Origin of the sequence: Pseudomonas putida NBRC 14164, assembly GCF_000412675.1 — a bacterium.
Lineage (GTDB): Bacteria > Pseudomonadota > Gammaproteobacteria > Pseudomonadales > Pseudomonadaceae > Aquipseudomonas > Aquipseudomonas putida.
Map to the genome: position 1 here is coordinate 3,633,556 of NC_021505.1, position 19,392 is coordinate 3,652,947.

The following is a 19,392-nucleotide window of genomic DNA, read 5'->3' on the forward strand; positions in this document are numbered from 1 at the left end:
CGGACCGAGCCCCAAAGGAGTTGGCATGCCCGCCATCAATGCTTCCCGCCACCACGGCTTGCTCGACCTGCCCGCCTTGCGCAAACGCGCCAAGCGCTTGCTGGCTGAACTGAAAAACCACCAAGCCGACGACGCCCGCGAGCAATTGCGCACGCTTGGCCTGCCCGGCCCCGACTACCGGCTTGCCGACACCCAATGGCTGGTGGCCCGCGAGGCCGGCTTTGCCAGCTGGCCAAGGCTCAAGGCCCATGCCGACGCCGTGGCTTTCGCAGCACGCCACCCCGGTTTTTCCGCCGATGACGAGGCCAGCGTGCAGCATTGGCGCTGCGGCAACGACATCGCCCACAGCTTGCATACCGCCGGGTTTGCCGGCGCCTTCCAGATGTTCGACGACCCGATGGTCATGGGGCCTGTACCGGCGCTGCCCGACGAGCAGTACTGGCAGGTGCGCAGCGCCTACGTGCAACAGGCATTCAAGCTGAGCCCCCTGGACCTGGAACAGCGGCAGGCGGCGCAGCGTAGCGCACTGGCCGGGCTGAACCGCGACAGCGAAATTGTGCTGTGGTGCGAGGCCGACGCTTACGACCAGCTGTTCCTGATTCGCGTGCTCGCCAGCCTGCCCGGCCTGCCGCGTCGGCTTGAGCTGATCGAAATTGACCAGGTACCCGGTATCGAGCGTTTCATCGGCATCGGGCAACTGGCCCCCGACCTGTTGGCCTGGCTGTGGCCGCAACGTCGCGCACTGGGTGAGGATGCACTGGCCCTGGCCCGCGAAGCATGGGCGGCCTACACCGCACCCAATCCAAAGACCTGGGCAGGCCTCGCTGACCACACGCACCCGGCCTTGCCGTTGCTCGGCGGGGCATTGGCGCGCCAGCTACAGGAGCTGCCGGGGGCACAGGATGGATTGAGCCTTACCGAACGCCTGCTGCTGCGCGTGTTGGCTTCACGCGGCGAGCTACCGGCCGGGCGCGTTTTTGGCCAGTTGATGATGCAGGATGACCCGCTGCCTTACCTCGGTGACCAGATGTTCCATGTGCTGTTGCAGCCGTTGATCCACGCGCCACAACCGCTGCTGCTGGAAGGCTCAGGGGAAGCTTGGGCGCAGCGACCGCTGCGGCTGACGCCGCTTGCCGAGCAGGTGCTTGCAGGCAAGGCGCACTGGCTTGATCACAACCCTTCGCAGCGCTGGGTTGGCGGGGTGCTGGTGGATGCGGCTGACAGGCCTTGGGTAGTGACCGAACAAGGCGAGGTGTGGCGACGTTGATAACGTGCTCAACCCCAGGGCCGCTGTGCGGCCCATCGCCGGCAAGCCAGCTCCCACCTGGAACGCATTGACCTCAGGTCTTGCATCACTCCTGTGGGAGCTGGCTTGCCGGCGATGAGGCCAGTCCAGGCGGCGCCAGACAATTGAATCACCGCAGTCGTGAAATCACCTTTCTGCTGCCTGCGCCAGGCGCTGGGTGGCCTGCCGGATCTCATCCACATCCAGCGAAGCAAACCCCAGGCGCAAGGCATTCTCGGCATGGCCAAACGGCGAGAACTGCCGACCGCTGCGCACCACTAGGTCCAGCGCCAGCGCCTTGTCGACCAACTGATCCACATTGATCGCGTCGGCAAACCGCACCCACAGCGCCAACCCACCTTCCGGCTCATGCACGGTAATCTGCTCGCCAAACGCATCGTGCAGGCAAGCCAACAGGGTCTGCCGACGCCGACGGTACTCGCGGTTGACCCGGCGCAAGTGCTTCTTCAGCTCGCCATCGTTGATCAAGTCCGCCAGCATCCGCTGCATCACCGCATCGCCCTGCCCCAGGGTCAGCGTCGCCCTGCGCTCCAGCACTGCGGTTACCTCTACCGGTGCGACGATATAGCTGCAACGGAACGTGCTGCCCAAGGGCTTGGACAGTGTGCCGATGTAAATCACGTGCCGCTGCTGACGGTCGCTGGCCAAAGGCAAATAAGGCCGCCCGGAAAAGTGGTATTCGTAGTCGTAGTCTTCCTCGACCACGCAGAAGTCGTGCTGCCGCGCCAGTTCCAGCAACTGCTGCCGGCGCCCGGCTGGCAAGCTGACCGTGGTCGGAAACTGGTGATGGGGCGTTATGTACATCATCCGCACCTTGTGCTGCCGGCACAGGGCATCGATCTGATCGACCCGGCACCCCTCATGGTCCAGGTCCACGGTCACCAGCCGGGCACCCAACTGACGGAAAATCTCCCACGCCGGCGGATAGCTCAGGCGCTCGACCAGCACGGCATCCCCCGGCTTGAGCAGCACGCTGGCCAACAGCGACAGCGACATCTGCACGCCTTGGGTCAGGCAGATATGCTCGGCGCCAACGTTCAGGCTGCGATTGTGCCTCAGCATGTCGGCCAGGGCGGCGCGCAGGTAGAGGCTGCTGCAATCGCTGCCATGGCGCACGCTGTTGCTGGTAAAGCTGCTGCGCAAGGCATTGCGGTAATAGCGATGCAGGACTGCCTGGGGCAACAGCCGATGGTCACAGGCGCCGTTGTCAAAGAACAAGGCCCCTGGCCGCCCCTGCTGCGCTGCAGCCCGTTCGTTCGCCTCGAAGTAGGCAACGGCAGGCTCCTCTGGCAACGCCAGCGCGAAAGGCCCCGTGGTAGCGGGCTCGGTGGGTGTTCCGGTCGCCAGCTGTTGGCTGACGAAAGTGCCCCGGCGCTGCACGCTCTGCAGCCAGCCTTTGGTCTCGGCTTCCTCGTAGGCAAGGATCACTGTCTTGCGGTTGACGTTCAACAGTTGCGCCATTTCCCGCGTGCCCGGCAGCGGCGTGCCAGGGCGCAGGCGGCCCTCGCTGATCGCGGCCACCAACCCCTCGACGATCTGCCGGTACGAAGACTGCGCCCCATCAAGCTTGAGCAGCGGCTGCCATTTGCGAAGCTGGACCATGTGAATTATCCAAAACTGGAGGTTCTGCTGGTCCTGGACTATAGCAACAATCGAGCCTCCATTTGCCTCCGAGGTGCTCATGCAAAGCCGTCACGTCATCGAATTGTCGCCCTCGGGCAAAACCTTCGAAGCCAGCCAGGAGCTGCTGCTCGATGCCATGCTCGCCAGTGGCCTGCCGGTACCTTTCTCCTGCCGCCGCGGCGCGTGCGGGTCCTGCAAGGTGAAGGTGGTATCGGGGCAGTATCAGGACAAGCAGCGGGATGCAGACACCCCCGCGCCCTCCTACCCCCTGGCCGCCGACGAGATGCTGCTGTGCCAGAGCCACGCCTGCAGCGACATGCGCCTGGCGATCCCAGGTTGGTCCCTGGACGCCCCGACACTGGCGTTCCAGGCGCAGGTTCACAACCAGCGCGAGTTGAGTGCAGATATCGTCGAACTGGTGCTGCAACCTGCTCAACCGCTGGAAGTGCGGGCAGGCCAATACGTAAGATTCCAGCTCGACAACGGTGGCAGCCGCTGCTTCTCCATTGCCAACCTGCCCGTTCAGGACCAGGGGCAACTGGTGTTTCACATCCGTAAGGTCAGCGGCGGCGTGTTCACCGAAGGCCTGCTGCCCACCCTGCAAGCAGGTGCCGTACTGAACCTTGAGGGGCCGGTGGGCGCCTGCACCTGGCAGCATGAAGACCAACGCCCACTGGTGCTGTTTGCCACCGGCACAGGATACGCCGGCATCAAGCCCTTGTTGCTGACAGCACTGGCCCGCGGGGCCAAGGTGACGCTGTACTGGGGCGGGTCATCGACGGCGGACTTCTATGACCGTGCGTTTCTCGAGCAGGCCAGCCATGAACACCCCAACTTTCGCTGGCACCCGGTTCTTTCGGCTGAGGCACGCGTGCAGCAGGTGGCGTTGGGCCAGGCGCATCAGTGGGCCGACACCCAGGTCTATGCCTGCGGCAATGCCGCCATGATCAACCAGGCCCGCGAACTGTGCCTTGCCGCCGGCGTACAACCCCACCGATTTGTCGCGGAGGCTTTTGTCGCCAGCGGCGCACTGGCACCCCAGGCTGCAGCCGCCAACACCCTGCACCCAGAGCTGGAAAAAGTCGGCCCACGCTACTCGCTGGACGGCATGCTCGCTGCCCGCGAGCAGTCAGTGCGCTCCGTGGCCGCGATCGCCAGCCAACTGCGCGTCGGCATGACCACCGCCCAGGCACTGGAGATGGCTGCGCAAACCTTGCAGGCAATGGGCGCGTCCCACACCTGGCACCCCACCTACATCCGCTTCGGCGACGACACCGTACGTACACCGCGACAAGGCATCGACCTGCAACGTGTATTACGTACTACGGATATCGTCGTAGTCGACGTCGGCCCGGTATGGGATGGCTACGAAGGCGACTATGGCGACACCTTCGTGTTTGGCCAGCACGACCTGCACCACGCCTGCGTGAAGGCACTGCACGAGGTGTTCGCCGAAACCCGCCAGGCCTGGGGCCGTGGGCTGACCGGACGCGAGCTGTATGACTTCGCCGAGCACAGTGCCAAGTCCAAAGGCTGGCAGCTGGAGCGCAACCTGGCCGGCCATCGCATCGCCGACTTCCCGCACATGCTCTATGGGCAGGACAAACTGGCCGAGGTGGAGATCGTTCCGAGCGAGGTGGTATGGGTGCTGGAAATACAGCTGTGCCATCCCACCGAGCCGGTCGGGGCGTTTTTCGAAGACATCCTGATCGGTGAAGGCAAGCCGACCGTGGCGAGGGCCGCTTGATCCCCAAGCCCTGGCGGTTGTCGATCAAGCCGGATTTACAGGATAAGGTTGCCAGCAGGACGCTGACAGCCACGGACGAACAATATGCAAATACGCAACCTGACCCCTGACGACCTCCCCCAAGCCAGCACCTTGTGCCTGGATGCCTTCATGCAGGCAGTTGCGCCCTCGCTGTCTGCGCAAGGTATCGAGACCTTCACCAAGGTGGTAGCACCCCAGGCGTTTGCCGAGCGCATGAGGGGCGACAACCTGATGCTGGCCTGTGTTGCGCAGGGCGCCCTCACGGGGCTGATCGAGCTCAAGGAAGGCCGCCACGTTGCGATGCTGTTCATTGCACCGGGTTGGCAACGCCAGGGCATCGGCACGCGCCTGATGAATGCCGCGCTGGAACATGCCCGGGTAGACGTCGTGACGGTCAAGGCGTCGCTGTCTTCAGTGCCTGCCTACCAACACTACGGCTTCACCCTGGCAGGCGAAGTGGGCGAGTTTGCCGGGCTGCTCTACCAGCCAATGGAAAAGCGCCTGCCGACTGTGTAGGCGCGGCCCTGTCGCAAAAGTACCGCAAAGCGGTGCCTGGTTATCAGCTTCGCAGCTGTTGTTGCCGGGGCCGCTGTTCTTGCACAACGGTCTGTTCCACCTGCTGTTCGGGGGCAGTCACCCGCCCGTTGTCCGGGGCGCAGAGCCGTGACGGGTCTGTTCGCTAACGTACAGACGCTGCCCGGGCAATCACCGCAGAGTGAATGCTGAAAGGCCAGATCGGCAACCCGGCATACCGTGGACAATCCATCCACGGCATCAATATTGGTAACGTAGGGTGACTGCGACATTGCGCGGATCACCATAGTAGAGGCCACCGAAGTTGTTTGAAGTTGGCAAGGACTGGTAATAGACCTTGTCCAAGGCGTTGTTGAGGTTGTACTGCACGCTGAACTGTTGATTGATTTGATAATGGGCGTGCAAGTTGAGCAAGGCGTAGCCACCTTGTTTGATGGCATACCCGCTGACATCGGCGGCGGTGCGGCTCTGGGCATACACGTCGCCACCCACGCGCCACTGGTCGAGGGCACCGGGCAAGCGGTAGTCCGTCGACACCTTTAGCAGGCGGCGCGGGATCTTGCGATAGTAGTCCGAGCCCTTGGTACTGCCAGCCACATATTCTGGATCGCTGTAGGTGTATCCAGCGCTAAGGTTCCAGTTCTCCAGTGGTTCGCCTGAAATCTCCAGTTCAAAGCCGCGGTTACGCACTTTCGCGCCGGCTTCATAACATTTGCTGGTACCCGTCACGCCACAGGTTGGCGACACCGACAGGGCTTCGGGCATGTTCTCCAGGTTGGTCTGGAAAATGGCCAGCGTGGTGTTCAGGCGGCCATCGAAATACTCACCCTTGATGCCGGTTTCGTAGTTGTCGCCCTCGATAGGGTCAAGCAAGGTGTTACCGACACCGTAGTAACTCTGAGTCTTGTAGATCTCGGTGTAGCTGGCATACCAGCTGTGATGCTTGTCCAGGTCCAGTACCAGCCCGGCATAAGGCACCAACCGGCCATTCTCCCGGTATCGATCATTGGTGTAGGGGCTGGCCACCTCGTAGTCTGACCAACTCACCCGCGTGCCGAGGATCAGGCTCAGGTCATCCGTGAGGCTGAAGCGCGAGGCACCGTACAGGCCTCGCTCCTTGCGCTTGTAGTTGTAGTCCGAGCCGATCGCATTGAGGATGGGGCTGGGCAGAGCGCTGTAGTCGAAGTCGGTGATGGTGATCGTAGGGTTGTTGACCGCGCTCTTGATGACGGCAGTGAACTCGTCCTGGCGACTGTTGGCCCCCAACATCAATTGGTGCCTGCGCCCGAACAGCTCAAATGGCCCGGTTGCATAGAGGTCCAGCGCGAACTGGGTGTCTTCGTAGTCAGCCTGGGAGACGGTCATGCGATAGTTGTCGCCCGATACCCGGCTCGGATAGGCCGAAAGGAAATCGGCGTTCGACCAGATCGCGTTCATGGCCAAGGTCAACGTCCATTCGTTGTCAAACTTGTGCGTGACATCGCCGAACAGGGTGTAGTTGTTGCGATCCAGGTGGGCCCACTTGCCGTTGAGGTTGGTGGAGCGCGAGAGCGGGTAGAAGGAGCCGTCACTGCGGGTATTCAGGCCGCCCCAGTCATAGCCGTTCTGGTTGTCCTTCTGAAGGGTGGCACCTAGCGTCAGCACGGTGGAGTCGTTCAGATCCGCCTCGCCGACCAGATACAGCAACTGGTTGTCCCGCTCGGCGCCGTCCCGGTAGCTGTTGGCGTTGTTGTAGTAGGCTACTGCGCGGCCGCGAATATTACCCGTGGCGGTCAATGGCCCGGAAACATCCACCTGACTCCGGTAGTTGTCCCAGGAGCCTGCACCCAATTCCGCACCCAGGCGAAAGTCCTGGGTCGGCCGCTTGCGCACGAGGTTGATCGCCGCCGACGGGTTGCCCGTGCCCTGCATCAGGCCGTTGGCCCCGCGTACCACTTCGACACGGTCGTAGAGGGCCATGTTCGACGTGGACATGACGTCCATCGAGTAGTTTTCCGAGATGTTGGTCGGAATCCCGTCGTATTGCAGATCGCTGATCTCGAAGCCACGCGCGTAGTAGGTGGAGCGGTCAGTGCCGATCTTGGTCAGGGTGATACCGGTTGCCGTGCGCGCGATATCGTCCAGGTTCTGGATGTTCTGGTCGTCCATCTTCTTGCGGGTGATCACCGTCACCGATTGCGGGGTTTCCCGCAGGCTCAGGGCCATCTTGGTCGCCGTATTGGTCGATCCTGTGGTGTAGGAGCCGCTATCCTCGGTAATCGAACCGGGTGTATTGCCGGCAATGGTGGTCGCTGCAAGGTTGACTGCGCCTGTGACCGGTGCGGCCTGCTGGAGTTGATAGCCATCTTCGGTCGGGCTCGCTACCAGTCCAGAGCCCGACAGTAGCTGTGCAAAACCGTCATCGATGGTGAAGCTGCCGTGCACACCGGGGCTGGTCAATCCTTGCACCTGGCGGGACTCAAAAGAGATGGGCGTTGCGCTGGCCTGGGCGAACCGACCCAGGGCTTCGCCCAACGGCCCGGCAGCGATGTCATAGCGCTGCAGGGATTGCTCGGCCAAGGCACTGGCAGGCACTGCCAGTGGTGCCGTACAAAGTGCCAGGCGCACGGCCAGGTAAAGGCCGTGCGGGGCAGAACGGGTCAGCGCTCGAATCGGCGACTTCATGTTTTCGATACTCCTATGGTGTTGGCCATGGGAGGACGGACGAAATTCGAAAACACGAAATGATTATTGAAACTATTTCCGCTCCGCATCGGGTTTCAGGGTTACCCGGGTTATCCAAGGGGTGTACTGGCTGACCTGGATCGGCAAGGTGCGTTGCAGCAGCCGCAATGCCTGGCGCGGATCATCCAGCGGCAGCATCACCGTCACCTGTAGCCCTGCGAGGGCAGCATGATCGGCCCACAGCAGGCCCGGGTAGTGGCGCGACAAACGCGTCAGCACATCGCTCAGTGGCTCATCTTCGGCCAGCAGCTGGTGCTTGTGCCAAGCCTGTTCAAGGGCATCTGCCCGTACCTGTTCAACGTTGCCTGGGCCTTGTGCGCCAAGACGTACGCGCTGGTTGGCCGTCAGCTTCAGTGAGTGGCCGGCACTGCTGATGGCGGTAGTCGACTCGATCATGGTCACTTGCGTCGAGTCGCCTTGCCGCTCCACCGTGAAGCGCGTGCCAAGCGCCCGAACACTGCCATGTGCAGTCACTACCAGGAATGGGCGAGGGTCCTTGGCCACATCGACCAACACTTCGCCACGCAGCAGCTCGACCCGGCGTTCACCTGCATCAAAATGCACGTTCACGGCCGAGTCCCCGTCCAGATGGATTTCGCTGTCATCGTCTAGTCGGCGATCAAGCCAAGCGCCCCCTGAGGTGCTCAGGTCTGCCAGCAGATATCCCTGTTGCCAGCAAGTCGTGGTGATCCAGGCCATGGGAAGCAAGGCCAGCGCCAAGGCCAGGGCCTGCATCTTGCTGGCCTGGGGCGCGCGTGGTGCGTGGCGAAGGGCTTTTCCGGCAGCCTGGCGGGGTAGTTGCTGCAACGAACTCAGACGCCCTTGCAAGCGCGCGACCGCTGCCGCATGTTCAGGGGCCGCGCTGATCCATGCCTGGAATTGCGCCTGTAACTGCACGTCGGCCTGGTCGTCGAGTAGCACCAGCCAGCGCGCAGCCTCGCGCAGGACCGAATCGGCAGTCTGGTCAGGCATCGCTCACCTCCATGGCAGCGTCGCAAGCCAGCATGGCCTCGACTAAATCGGCCTGTACAGTCCTCACCGAAATGCCGTGATGACGTGCTATGTCATCCTGGGACAAGCCTTCAAGGTGACGGAGGATAAAGGTTTCACGAACTCTGGGCTTCATGCGTGACAGCGCTCGGTCGATACATTCCAGCAGCTCTATGGCCTGCAGGATTTGCTCGGGCGAGAACGCCTGCTCCATATGCTCGACACTGGCCTCAAGCGCCTCCCTGTATGCCTGCTCCAGGCGCAAGCGGCGGCCGTTGTCGATCAGGATACGGCGCGCAATGGTCGCAAGAAATGCACGAGGCTCACGAGGGGAAGCATACTGCCCGGCGGTGAGTACACGGTAGAACGTGTCCTGGGCGAAGTCCGAAGCCTGATGCGGACATTGCAGGCGCCGCCGCAGCCACGCCACCAACCAAGGGTGGTGCCCCGCATACAGCTCGCCAATGGGATCGGAAGAAGGTGATCGAGGTCGGTCCATGACAAATGGCTGCAAATGAGAATTAATCTAAGTTATCACTTATGCAGGAGCCTCGCTATATGCTTGTCAACCGCTGGCGGCTGACCTTGTCTACCCAATCTGGTCAAAATACCGGCCTCATCGCCTGAAAGCCGGCGCCGACAAGAATTGCACCAAAACCTCCAGGGCTACGCAACACCGACGCAAGCTGAACTTGTCGCCAGTTGGAGCGACCAGCCTATCGAATGGGAAACACGCCTTTCTTGTACGATCCTGCAACTCAGCGAGAAGCACGCAAGCGTTCCAGCCAACGCAGAGGCGGCACGCCGTAGGTGCGAGTGAAGTGCCGGGTCATGTGGCTTTGATCGTGAAAGCCTGCGGCGAGGGCGGCATCGACCAGGGTGAAGCCATCCAGGATCAGCCTGCGAAAACAATCCAGGCGCCGTAGCGTGACAAACCGGTAAGGGCTGGTGCCGTACAGGGCGCGAAAGTCCCGCGACAAGCTCCATTGCTCACGCCCGCTGGCCTGTTCGAGCATCTCCAGCGTGATGCCTGCGTGCAGATGCTCCATGATGAACGCTCTGGCCCGCTCGGCGCTGGGGTAGTCCAGGCGTTTGCGGCCACGTGGTTTACCGCCCACGGCACGCAGCGCCATTGCCAGGTCATACACGGCGTCCTGCTCCTCCAGTGTTTCCAGAGGATGGTCCAAGGCTTGTACGAACGCCTCGCTGGCGCGGTACAAACGCGGGTCGCAGGAGAGCCCGCCGGCAATGAAAGGCAACGGTTCGCCCCCGAGCACGTTCTGGATCAACGACGGGTCGATGTAGGCCATCCGGTAGCGAAAGCCCAACTCCGTGCCGGCCATGCCGTCATGCACTTCATCCGGGTGCAGCACAAGGGTGTTGCCTGGCACGCCGTGGCACAGCGCCCCCTTGTAGTGAAAGCTCTGAACACCGGCAAGGGTACGGCCTATTGAGTATGTGTCATGACGATGCGGGTCGTAGCCATGGCCACCAAACCAGGCTTCGATGCGCTCCACGCTGCCAGGCGTAGTGCTGCGTATGACCCAGTCAGAGGTGGATGACGGTTTTGCTTTTCGATCCATGAGTATGCTTGCCGCTTTTGAGACATCTGGGATGGGGTGCTTGACCCTTGGTGCTTCGGGATTCCCACCCGCGACGGCGTTTATCAATCTTGCGCCTCAGGCGCACGGAAGGCCTTGCTGTAGTAGCCAGACGGGTCGAAACAGCAAACGTGCTTCTTGCCGGAAGCAAGCATATCGCATGCATTGGCTATCCGTTTTGCGCGCGTCTGGGCCTGCTTGGCTGACGTGATCCAGTGTACCCAGTCCACTCGTGCGAGGGTCGTCGTATTGGTCCAGACCAGACGAGCCTCAGGCGTGGCTGCCAGTGCCTCCTGAAAATCGGGGGGGATGTCAGGTTCGGGCTCCTTCAGCACAGGGCTCAAGTCCAGTGTAACGATGTCGCCAATGGCAGCATTTGCAGCTTCGAGTAACGTAGAGCTGATCTGCAGCCAATGGCTCAGTTGACCATCCGGTTCAAGGGTTGCCTGGAAAGGGTATCCATTCAATGTGCCTTCAATTGTCGTCCTTCCTCGCCTGGGAAGCTGTGCACTCGCCTCTTTTGGCAGTACCACGAAAGCCCATGACGAATCATCCCCAGGGTTTGCCGGACGAAGAAGCGTTGCTTCGAAGCGGGATTTCACAACGGTAGTTGTCATTGCAACGCCTCCAGTCACGATGCCAGGTTCAATTGCAGTAAAGACACTTTAACCCGGCAGGGCCGGCAGCACCGCACCCACCATGCTGTTGAACGCAGCGGGCGAATCCACGACGCGCACAGGGGCTTTTACCTCGCCGTCGGCACGGGTGGCGCGCCGGGCCTGATGGGCGGTTGCTGACAGCTTCACGATCACCACTTCGCGGCGGGGGTTGATATAGATTTTCTGACCGAAACGCCCACTGGCCTCGACCGAACCGTCACCGTCGTTCTTCTGGTACCAGTAATTGCGGTAGCCGTAACCAGGGCGACCGGGGCCGAGGTTGCCGTTGGCGAACACCACCGGGTCCGCAGGCTGGAATGTGCTGTGCACCGCCCGGCCCCACTGCGCATCAGGCACGCCGACCACTGCTACCTCGAACACTTCGGGGAAGCCGTAAATCACTTGTTCCACTTCGCAGGGGTACACATTGAACCCGCCGGAAATGATCATTTCCTTCTTGCGATCGACGAGAGCAACGTGCCCGGCGCGTAAATCACCGCAGATAGCAGTAGGTACTTCAACCCTCCCGCATACAGCATGAGCAGTGCATAGGCCGTCGCCAGGACGGCAATTACCATATCCTTCGCGCGATTTCCTCTAGCCAACACGTATGTTTCGCGGGCTCTGGCGAGTTTGAGCGCATACGCTGCCACCAAAAGGTACGGAACCAGCGTCAGTGAACTCGTCAGCTCCAGTGCCAAGGTAAACGCGTACTCGGTAAAGAACGTCAAAACCAGAAAAGAACTGCACCAGCAGTGCAACGTTGGTAACGACGTGCAAAATGCGTTAGTTGGAGCTAAAACACGATCGATTCCCCAGGCCTGAGCCATTGGACGGCCACGAGCCTCCGAGCATGGGCCAGCGTCGCACGAAGTGCTGACGGTGTTCGCCCAGAGCATGATGGGAACCGTTGAACCCGTCTACCCTGCCCCCCTGTCAAAGGCGTAATCCTCGAAAACCAACCACCCTATCCCATGTGAGCACTGTTCATGCCTATCGACTTCAGGCCCGCCCAAGCCTCGGACGCGCACGATATTGCGCGCTTCTTTCAACTGACATCGGAGGGCATGGCCGATTACATATGGAGCAAGCTTGCCGCACCTGGGGAAGCGTTGCTGAGTGTCGGTGCGTCTCGCTATGCCAGGGAACAGGGCGACTTTTCCTACAAGAACTGCCTGATGGCCACCTTCGAAGGGCGCGTCATCGGCATGATGCATAGCTATGCCTTGCGCGAGGCCCCTGACAGGCCCGTCGAGACAGACCCGGTGCTCGCGCCTTATGCCGACATGGAAGTACCCGACACCTTGTACATATCCAGCCTGGCCCTGGATGAGGCCTGGCGCAGCCAGGGGCTGGGCGTGCAGTTTCTTCGCCACGCCCAGCAGCGTGCTGAGGACGCTGGCCTGGCTGGGCTATGCCTGATCGATTATGCAGAAAACCACGGTGCACGCCGCTTCTACGAACGTCATGGTTTTCAGATTGTTAAAACCTGCCAGATCGTTGCGCACCCGATGCTGGGCGTAACCGGTGAAGCCTATTTGATGTATCGCCCCACCCACAACGTGCTCGAGAAAAAACCATGAACAAGAAACTGACCGTGTTCCGCGAACTGGATATCCAACCGGTGCGCGACCTTCCCTTTTTTGAAGAGGTGCTGGAAGGCACCCCTCATACGCTGACGTCCAAGTACTATCACGATGAACAACAAGGGCGCATTTCCGGAGAATGGGAAGCCAGCACCGGGGCCTGGCGCATCGACTACAAAGTGTGGGAGTTCTGCCATGTCCTGAGTGGACGCTGCGTCATCGAACTTGAAGGTTGCGCCCCCCTCACCCTGGCCGCTGGCGACACGTTCATTATCGAACCGGGCGCCAAGGGCAAGTGGACCGTGCTGGAAGACATGAAAAAGAACTTCGTGATCCTCTTGCCGGCGAACTAGACACGGGTCGCATTTCATCGAGCGCAGCTCAGATCACTGTAGATACTCTGTTGGCGGTCAAGCTTTTCTAAGGTGTTCAGAGCTGAAAAGCTTGGCCGTATCAAATGGTTCATCGCCGCGCATGCATGCCCATATGCCCGTCAGGTACTTGCGCATGACAGCGGCGATCGCTTGCATTTTTTTCTTCCCCCTGCTGACCAGCGATTCATAAAAGGCCTTCGCGTAAGGATCGCAGCGCACCGCCGTCAACGCAGGCATGTACATGGCTGCCCGTAAATAGGCATTCCCGCTTTTGCCGAGCCGACCAGGTTTATCAATGCTTGTCCCCGACTGTGTCTGTCGAACATCTAGACCAGCATGACGAGCGACCTGAGAGGACTTGAGCATTTGAGGAAGGGTGGTCAGCTCAGCCAAGGCAGCAAGTGCCGAGACTTCTCCCATTCCCGGGCCCGCTAGTAACTGCTTGTACTGCCGGTTAAGCGTCGGACACTGAGCGATCAACTCACGTCCGGCCTTGCGGAAACGCTCAATGCGATTGTCCAAAGTGGCAATCGCTTCCTCTTGATCTTCGATCAGCATCGACACGGTCGTAGCGGTCGCCTGCAATGCATGCAGTTCATTCTTCGCCCTGGTGCGGTGCCCGACCAGACGATTGATGTGCCGGCCAAGAGCCCTCAGCTCAAGCTGTACGGAGCTTGGCGGTGTCCACAAGCGCGGTGTCATACGTTCACCGTACTCGGACAGCAACTGAGCATCTATCGAGTCAGTTTTACTGTTCACCAGCATCAGCTTGGCGAAATTATGGAAGCTCTTGGGGTTGATCACCGAAACAGGAAGGTCGGCAGCATGCAGCTCAAGGGCCAGGTCCAGGTAATAGATTCCGGTCGCCTCCATCACGATCGACTTGGGCTTGAGCGCCTGCAGCTTTTTCACCGCTGCCTTACGACCCGCAGGGGTCTGAGCGATATCCCACTGTCCAGCGGGACGCCCATCTTTACGCACCCCAACGATCGACGTACGAGAACCAATATCCAGGCCCACACAGACATTCATTCTTCCCACTCCCAAGCGAGTTAGGTAACAATGGCCTCCGGTTCCCCGACCTCGAACTTCATGCCGCTGCAACCTTGTAATGCGAAGTCCGACTTGTCGGCTTCTCGATACTCTTCGTAGTGGGCAATGAGGCGGGGGGCCTCTCTACAGACAAGGTCAGGGGCAAACCCTGCCTTCAGGAGCGATCGGCCTCCCCGGAAGTGCTTCTATAGCCTGACGAGAATAACCTCTCTCATCAGGCTAGGCACAACATACAAGGAGCGGGCTTGCCCCGCGAACACCGGCGGAGCCGGTGCCATGCACCGCGTGGACCCATTCGCGGGACAAGCCCGCTCCCACAATGACCATTGCTCTCTGCGTGACAGCGCCCCATAGCAGGCAGCCCTGACCGTGCTGCAGCCAAGAAGGGCTCAGCTCACCATCACTTCGTCCAGTGCCTGTTCAAGGGTGCTGACCGTGCGCTCGATATTGTGCAGCTTTTCAAGCCCGAACAGGCCGATACGGAAGGTCTGGAAGTCGGCCGGCTCGTCACATTGCAACGGCACCCCGGCGGCTATCTGCAGGCCGTGTTCGGCAAATTTCTTACCGTTCTTGATGTCGGCATCATCGGTATAGCTCACCACCACGCCTGGGGCCTGAAAGCCGGCTGCGGCCACGCTTTTGATGCCTTTGCCGGTCAACATGGCACGTACCCTATCGCCCAGCGCCTGCTGTTCAGCGCGAACCTTGTCGAAACCGTAGGCTTGCATCTCGTTCATGACGTCATTGAACCGCGCGAGCGAATCGCTGGGCATGGTCGCATGGTAGGCATGCCCGCCCTGTTCGTATGCCTGCATGATCTGCAGCCACTTTTTCAGGTCGCAGGCAAAGCTGCTGCTCTGGGTATGCTCGATGCGCCCGAGGGCCAAAGCACTGAACATCACCAGCGCGCAGCAAGGGGAAGCGCTCCAACCTTTTTGCGGTGCGCTGATCAGCAGGTCGACTGCGCACTTGTGCATATCAACCCATAGCGTGCCTGAGGCGATACAGTCCAGTACGAACAGCCCCCCCACTGCATGCACGGCGTCGCCAATAGCCCGCAAGTAATCATCGGGCAGGATAATCCCGGATGAGGTTTCAACGTGGGGGGCGAAGACGATTTGCGGCTTGTGCGCCTCAATGGCCGCCAGCACTTCGTCCAGAGGCGGCGGCGCGTAGGCTGCCTGGCGACCCGCCTCGACCGGCCGGGCTTTCAGCACCGTGGTAGCCGCCGGGATGTTGCCCATCTCGAGGATCTGGCTCCAGCGATAACTGAACCAACCGTTGCGGATTACCAGGCATTGCTGGCGGGTGGCAAACTGCCGCGCTACCGCTTCCATGCCGAATGTACCGCTGCCCGGCACTACTGCAACCGCCTGGGCGTTATAGACCTGTTTCAGGGTGCTGGAAATGTTCTTCATCACGCCTTGAAATGCCTGCGACATGTGATTGAGCGAGCGGTCGGTGTAGACCACTGAGTACTCGACCAGCCCCTCAGGATCAATACTTGGATATAGCTTTGACATGCGGTGATTCCTTTGGCAGAGATGTCATTGGTATGGACCCTCTCCTGTGCCTTGGCAAATGAGAAGATTGATCGGGACTGTTTGCAGGTAGCGTATAGCCTCTACCTCGCAACCATCCAGCTGCTGATACCCCGACTCACTGTACCCACTACAGCCGTAGTAGGTACACCCGCCCCTTTCTCGGCAATACTGCAAGCACATCCCCCCCGCCAGGAGCCGGCTGATGCGTATTCTGCTGATAGACGACCACGGCATCCTCAGGGCCGGGGTCAAGAGCCTTATCCAGGCCGTGCATCAGGACGCCCAGGTGCTGGAGGCTTCCTGCACCGCAGAAGCATTGGAACTGGTGCGTGGCCAGGCCTTCGACGTGATCTTCCTGGACTTGTGCATCCCCACCTCGGCCACCAGCAACGACCTTACGCCCGACAACGGCCTGAGCCTGCTGTCGCTGTTCAAGTCCGGCCGCGAGGCGCCAGCCGACCCCGACCCTGCCAGGTGCGTGACGGCGCCGGTGATCGTGATGTCGGCGGAGTCGGAGCGGCGTTTCGTCGACGAGGTGATGCGCCGCGGTGCTTCGTCCTTCGTGCCCAAGGCCAGTGCCCATGAAGTGATGCTGGAGGCCATCAAACGAGCGCTCAGCGGTGGGGTCTACCTGCCCAGCGAGGCGATTGGCAAAGGCGGCCAGGCACCCTCCTCTGCCTTCCACCAGCAACCCGCAACACCGCTCGGCCCCAAGGACCTGGGCGTGACACCGCGCGAGTTCGACATTCTGCGCCTGGCGTTGCAAGGCAATGCGCCGTGGAAGATCGCGGCGATTCTGGAGATCAACCCGGTCAACGTGCGTCAGTACCTGAGCAAGCTCTACGGCAAGTTCGGGGTCATCGACCTGTATGGCCTGCAAGGCCTGTTCGCCAAGACCGGTCAGGTGCTGGGGGTGCTGTCTTCACCGGCCTCGCCAGCATTGGCCAGCCGACCGCGAGACAAGAGCTGCTGAACGGCAGCCATCAGGGTGGCTGCGCTTTCGCCCTTGCCGACGGCCCGTGACAGGCTGTCGTCATGCAGCGGTTGGCGCAACAGCTCGGCGGTGTAGAGGATCGCTGGCACGTGCGCCCAGTCGTAAAACGCCCGCACCTGCTCGATCAGCGCCACGCCGACCAGGCCGTCGCGCAGTTTGTAGTCGCAGATGAGCAGGTCCGGGTAGCGATCCGGCGCCCGCGCCAACGCTTCCTGCAAGGTATTTTGGTCCTCGGCCGTGGCGACGATGGCGCCCTGCAGGCTCAGCGACTTCGACAAACTGTCGAGGATGCGTTTATCGTCATCGACCAGCAGGACATAGGCCCCGGCGATGTCCAGGCACGTGTCATCGAGCTGCGGCGCCGGCACACTGGCGCCCGTCGACGGTGCTCCCCCCTGGAACAAAGGGCAGTCGACCGAAAACCGGCTACCGTGCCCGGGGCGGCTGCTGAAACTCAGCCGATGACCCGGCAAGCGATCAATGAAGTTTTTCACGATCGACAGCCCCAAACCCAAGCCGCGCCGGGTGTCATGGCTGGGGTTGTCGACCTGGAAGAACTCCTCGAAGACCTTGCTCTTGAACGCGTCGGGTATGCCGATACCCGTATCGACCACATCGACGCGCACGGTAGTCCTGCCCGCCACGCTGCCGACCACCACGCCGCCCCGCTCGGTGTACTTGACGGCATTCGAGATCAGGTTGCCCATCACACGCTTGAAAATCGCCCGGTCTGAATCGAGCACGGCATCCTGCCGGCGCTGCTGCAACTTCAGGCGCAAGCCCTTGGCGTGCGCCAAGGGCTGGTGCAGCGATTCGAGCTCGGTCATCAACGCGTTCAGGGAGAACGGCTCGATGGCCGGTTGCGACTCGCCACTGGTAAACACTTCGCGCAGGCCGGTGAACAGGGCGCTGATTTCCCGCCCGGACACGTCGATATCGTGGAAGATTTCCTGCAGGCGTTCATGCTGGCCCTGCTCGACCAAACGCTCGCCAACGTACGCCAGGGAGGCAATAGAGGCCAAGGGTTGCATGGTGTCGTGGTAGGCCGCGCGGACGAAGCGGGTGCTGGCTTCGGCCTTTTCGCGGATTTCCACGGCTTTTTTCGCCTCTTGGTCGAACAAGGCCTTCAGCGCATCGTCCGCTTTCTGTTTCTCGCGGCGGACGCGGAAGTTGGCTTGCTCCAGGCTTTCGTTCTTTTTGTTCAACGCCAGGGATTTAAGATAGCCCTCCCGCGCAACTTTCTCGGCGCGCACACTGATGGTCCAGCCCACCAGTGCAAACGCCAGCAGGTAAAACATGGCGGGGAAAAAGTTGGTATCCAGAACACCCGTCGTTACTTCCTGCACACAGAGCAGCAGCACGCAATAGCCGGTACTGAACAACGAATAGCGCGCCAGCAGCGCCAAGGTGCCGTGCTGAAAGAAGATAACCAGGACAATGCCGACAAAGTAGTAATTGTAATTCAACGGCGCGGGGACAATTTGCATCATTGCCACCAGGCAGGTCTGGGCGAAGCACACCGCAATCACCACGGTTCTGTTCACCCACCATTCGTTGTCAAAACGCGAGATGAATGACACCCAGGTTGCTGCGGCTACTGCCACGGTGCCTGCCAGCCGCCACACCAGGATCCAGTAGAAGTCCAGGCGCGAAAGCGCCTGCTCATGGCGCACGTAGTGGTAATAATCCCAATAGCCAAAACCGGCCCATACGGCAATGGCCACAAACATGAACAAGCGTCGCCTGCGAAGGTTTTCTGCAGCCTGGGTATCGAGAAAACCCTGTTCGTCCTGCGCATTGGCGAAGGGTTTCGGCAGGCCGAAAAGTTCAACTGCGGCCTCTTTGATTTCATGCCATCTGGTCATGTTGGCCACTCACGCTGTTGATACTACAGCTGTTGCACCACAACTGTTGCACCACCCAAGTTGCACTACCGCCGTTGTATTTTCCGAACACTGCTTCGGTGAGAAGCTGAACCCATCGACACACAGCAACTTCGAAACAACGGGAGCAGGCATCATGAACACCAACTCTGAAAGTAAAGCACCTGCTGGCAAACCCGCCATCGAAGCCGGCATTCGCGCAACCTGGTGTGCTGCGCGCTGCCGCTGAAACGGAACTGGCATGGCCCACTGCGCCCAAGTGGCCAGACCGTTGCCCAAGCAAGCGGGCGATAAACCTACGCAGGCAAGCCTGCAAGGAAACCGAGGTGCATCATGAAACTGATAAAAACCATCGCGATTGGCAGTGTGCTGCTTGGCCTGGCCGGCGCCGTGCATGCTGAAGACGGCTCTCAGCGGGCTGAACAGTTCAAGCAGAACTTCCTGGCGGAGCAGGCACGCCTCTGGGGCAATGACGCGGCCGAGCAGAAACAGCAGATCGCCCAGGTGCAAGCCAGACAACAGCAGCAACCAACCCACCCACAAACGGCAGTAAGCAAAGACTTCTGATAGTAAAAACCGCCCAGCATTATTGGTGCTGCTGTGCAGCCCTTCGCGGGCTTGCCCGCTCCCACAGAGATAGCGTAATTGCGCACCGAGCGCACAACCTGTGGGAGCGGGCGAGCCCGCGAAGGGCCGCAACGCGGCCCCAATTGCTTAACTGACTGGTATTAGGCTGATGCCTGCCTTTTTCGT

The 19,392-nt window shown here is 60.8% G+C and carries 17 protein-coding genes and 1 pseudogene; 7 read left to right on the forward strand and 11 right to left on the reverse strand.

Annotated features, from left to right (window positions below; all coding sequences use genetic code 11):
* Positions 1 to 25: 25 nt before the first annotated feature.
* On the forward strand, positions 26 to 1,267 hold the full coding sequence (locus tag PP4_RS16095; protein ID WP_016500255.1) for a DUF1835 domain-containing protein: 1,242 nt from the start codon (positions 26 to 28) through the stop codon (positions 1,265 to 1,267).
* A 165-nt stretch (positions 1,268 to 1,432) separates the two neighbouring features.
* On the opposite strand, the gene pdxR is transcribed toward PP4_RS16095, so the two are convergent.
* A complete protein-coding gene (gene pdxR / locus PP4_RS16100; protein ID WP_016500256.1) occupies positions 1,433 to 2,908 on the reverse strand; it encodes a MocR-like pyridoxine biosynthesis transcription factor PdxR in 1,476 nt (491 codons plus the stop codon).
* A gap of 79 nt (positions 2,909 to 2,987) precedes the next feature.
* Between pdxR and PP4_RS16105 the strand changes: the two genes are divergently transcribed.
* Positions 2,988 to 4,676 carry an NAD(P)H dependent flavin oxidoreductase family protein gene (locus tag PP4_RS16105; protein WP_016500257.1) on the forward strand — a complete coding sequence of 563 codons (1,689 nt, stop codon included), beginning with the start codon at positions 2,988 to 2,990 and terminating at the stop codon, positions 4,674 to 4,676.
* A gap of 84 nt (positions 4,677 to 4,760) precedes the next feature.
* Complete coding sequence (locus PP4_RS16110; RefSeq protein ID WP_016500258.1) at positions 4,761 to 5,213, forward strand: GNAT family N-acetyltransferase; 453 nt, start codon at positions 4,761 to 4,763, stop codon at positions 5,211 to 5,213.
* A gap of 258 nt (positions 5,214 to 5,471) precedes the next feature.
* Here PP4_RS16110 and PP4_RS16115 read toward each other — a convergent pair whose 3' ends face one another.
* The 7 genes and pseudogenes from PP4_RS16115 to PP4_RS16145 all read right to left on the reverse strand — a co-directional run bounded on the left by PP4_RS16115 (position 5,472) and on the right by PP4_RS16145 (position 12,035).
* Positions 5,472 to 7,895: a TonB-dependent siderophore receptor gene (locus PP4_RS16115; RefSeq protein ID WP_016500259.1), complete on the reverse strand. Its 2,424-nt coding sequence runs from the start codon at positions 7,893 to 7,895 to the stop codon at positions 5,472 to 5,474.
* Positions 7,896 to 7,967: 72 nt separating this feature from the next.
* Positions 7,968 to 8,927: a FecR family protein gene (locus PP4_RS16120; RefSeq protein WP_016500260.1), complete on the reverse strand. Its 960-nt coding sequence runs from the start codon at positions 8,925 to 8,927 to the stop codon at positions 7,968 to 7,970.
* Positions 8,920 to 9,444 carry a sigma-70 family RNA polymerase sigma factor gene (locus tag PP4_RS16125; RefSeq protein WP_041167771.1) on the reverse strand — a complete coding sequence of 175 codons (525 nt, stop codon included), beginning with the start codon at positions 9,442 to 9,444 and terminating at the stop codon, positions 8,920 to 8,922. Before PP4_RS16125 ends, PP4_RS16120 begins: the two co-directional genes overlap by 8 nt.
* Positions 9,445 to 9,703: 259 nt before the next feature.
* Positions 9,704 to 10,528 (reverse strand): AraC family transcriptional regulator, encoded by an 825-nt coding sequence (locus tag PP4_RS16130; RefSeq protein WP_041167772.1) that lies wholly within the window; start codon positions 10,526 to 10,528, stop codon positions 9,704 to 9,706.
* Positions 10,529 to 10,611: 83 nt separating this feature from the next.
* Entirely contained in the window at positions 10,612 to 11,163 is a 552-nt protein-coding gene (locus PP4_RS16135) for a YdeI/OmpD-associated family protein (protein ID WP_016500263.1), read from the reverse strand.
* 48 nt (positions 11,164 to 11,211) lie between these two features.
* Positions 11,212 to 11,682, reverse strand: a pseudogene (locus PP4_RS29580) (AMP-binding enzyme); the annotation flags it as partial.
* A complete protein-coding gene (locus PP4_RS16145) occupies positions 11,652 to 12,035 on the reverse strand; it encodes an APC family permease (RefSeq protein ID WP_144063135.1) in 384 nt (127 codons plus the stop codon). The gene PP4_RS16145 and the pseudogene PP4_RS29580, both read right to left, overlap by 31 nt.
* 159 nt (positions 12,036 to 12,194) lie before the next feature.
* Here PP4_RS16145 and PP4_RS16150 point away from each other — a divergent pair, with 159 nt between their 5' ends.
* Both PP4_RS16150 and PP4_RS16155 read left to right on the forward strand, forming a co-directional pair.
* Positions 12,195 to 12,788 (forward strand): GNAT family N-acetyltransferase, encoded by a 594-nt coding sequence (locus PP4_RS16150; RefSeq protein WP_016500266.1) that lies wholly within the window; start codon positions 12,195 to 12,197, stop codon positions 12,786 to 12,788.
* The gene (locus tag PP4_RS16155) at positions 12,785 to 13,144 is read left to right on the forward strand and encodes a cupin domain-containing protein (protein ID WP_016500267.1); all 360 of its coding nucleotides are present in this window, start codon (positions 12,785 to 12,787) and stop codon (positions 13,142 to 13,144) included. Before PP4_RS16150 ends, PP4_RS16155 begins: the two co-directional genes overlap by 4 nt.
* Before the next feature lie 57 nt (positions 13,145 to 13,201).
* Here PP4_RS16155 and PP4_RS16160 read toward each other — a convergent pair whose 3' ends face one another.
* Together PP4_RS16160 and PP4_RS16165 are read right to left on the reverse strand one after the other, a co-directional pair.
* Positions 13,202 to 14,197, reverse strand: a complete 996-nt coding sequence (locus PP4_RS16160) for an IS110 family RNA-guided transposase (protein WP_016497900.1) — start codon at positions 14,195 to 14,197, stop codon at positions 13,202 to 13,204.
* 410 nt (positions 14,198 to 14,607) lie between these two features.
* Complete coding sequence (locus PP4_RS16165) at positions 14,608 to 15,741, reverse strand: aminotransferase class V-fold PLP-dependent enzyme (protein WP_016500268.1); 1,134 nt, start codon at positions 15,739 to 15,741, stop codon at positions 14,608 to 14,610.
* Positions 15,742 to 15,964: 223 nt separating this feature from the next.
* On the opposite strand from PP4_RS16165, the gene PP4_RS16170 reads away from it, so the two are divergent.
* Positions 15,965 to 16,735 carry a response regulator transcription factor gene (locus PP4_RS16170; RefSeq protein WP_016500269.1) on the forward strand — a complete coding sequence of 257 codons (771 nt, stop codon included), beginning with the start codon at positions 15,965 to 15,967 and terminating at the stop codon, positions 16,733 to 16,735.
* On the opposite strand, the gene PP4_RS16175 is transcribed toward PP4_RS16170, so the two are convergent.
* A complete protein-coding gene (locus PP4_RS16175) occupies positions 16,663 to 18,621 on the reverse strand; it encodes an ATP-binding response regulator (protein WP_041167773.1) in 1,959 nt (652 codons plus the stop codon). The two genes, PP4_RS16170 and PP4_RS16175, sit on opposite strands and share 73 nt — an antisense overlap.
* A gap of 351 nt (positions 18,622 to 18,972) precedes the next feature.
* Between PP4_RS16175 and PP4_RS16180 the strand changes: the two genes are divergently transcribed.
* Positions 18,973 to 19,206, forward strand: a complete 234-nt coding sequence (locus PP4_RS16180) for a hypothetical protein (protein ID WP_016500271.1) — start codon at positions 18,973 to 18,975, stop codon at positions 19,204 to 19,206.
* Positions 19,207 to 19,392 lie beyond the last annotated feature (186 nt).

Excerpts from the sequence above, each read along its gene's own strand:
- PP4_RS16165 (WP_016500268.1), bottom strand. The coding sequence starts at position 15,741 with ATGTCAAAGCTATATCCAAGTATTGATCCTGAGGGGCTGGTCGAGTAC.
- PP4_RS16155 (WP_016500267.1), top strand. The coding sequence starts at position 12,785 with ATGAACAAGAAACTGACCGTGTTCCGCGAACTGGATATCCAACCGGTG.
- PP4_RS16105 (WP_016500257.1), top strand. The coding sequence starts at position 2,988 with ATGCAAAGCCGTCACGTCATCGAATTGTCGCCCTCGGGCAAAACCTTC.
- PP4_RS16110 (WP_016500258.1), top strand. The coding sequence starts at position 4,761 with ATGCAAATACGCAACCTGACCCCTGACGACCTCCCCCAAGCCAGCACC.
- PP4_RS16120 (WP_016500260.1), bottom strand. The coding sequence starts at position 8,927 with ATGCCTGACCAGACTGCCGATTCGGTCCTGCGCGAGGCTGCGCGCTGG.
- PP4_RS16135 (WP_016500263.1), bottom strand. The coding sequence starts at position 11,163 with ATGACAACTACCGTTGTGAAATCCCGCTTCGAAGCAACGCTTCTTCGT.
- PP4_RS16160 (WP_016497900.1), bottom strand. The coding sequence starts at position 14,197 with ATGAATGTCTGTGTGGGCCTGGATATTGGTTCTCGTACGTCGATCGTT.
- PP4_RS16175 (WP_041167773.1), bottom strand. The coding sequence starts at position 18,621 with ATGACCAGATGGCATGAAATCAAAGAGGCCGCAGTTGAACTTTTCGGC.
- PP4_RS16150 (WP_016500266.1), top strand. The coding sequence starts at position 12,195 with ATGCCTATCGACTTCAGGCCCGCCCAAGCCTCGGACGCGCACGATATT.
- PP4_RS16180 (WP_016500271.1), top strand. The coding sequence starts at position 18,973 with ATGAAACTGATAAAAACCATCGCGATTGGCAGTGTGCTGCTTGGCCTG.
- PP4_RS16145 (WP_144063135.1), bottom strand. The coding sequence starts at position 12,035 with ATGGCTCAGGCCTGGGGAATCGATCGTGTTTTAGCTCCAACTAACGCA.
- pdxR (WP_016500256.1), bottom strand. The coding sequence starts at position 2,908 with ATGGTCCAGCTTCGCAAATGGCAGCCGCTGCTCAAGCTTGATGGGGCG.
- PP4_RS16130 (WP_041167772.1), bottom strand. The coding sequence starts at position 10,528 with ATGGATCGAAAAGCAAAACCGTCATCCACCTCTGACTGGGTCATACGC.
- PP4_RS16125 (WP_041167771.1), bottom strand. The coding sequence starts at position 9,444 with ATGGACCGACCTCGATCACCTTCTTCCGATCCCATTGGCGAGCTGTAT.
- PP4_RS16115 (WP_016500259.1), bottom strand. The coding sequence starts at position 7,895 with ATGAAGTCGCCGATTCGAGCGCTGACCCGTTCTGCCCCGCACGGCCTT.
- PP4_RS16170 (WP_016500269.1), top strand. The coding sequence starts at position 15,965 with ATGCGTATTCTGCTGATAGACGACCACGGCATCCTCAGGGCCGGGGTC.
- PP4_RS16095 (WP_016500255.1), top strand. The coding sequence starts at position 26 with ATGCCCGCCATCAATGCTTCCCGCCACCACGGCTTGCTCGACCTGCCC.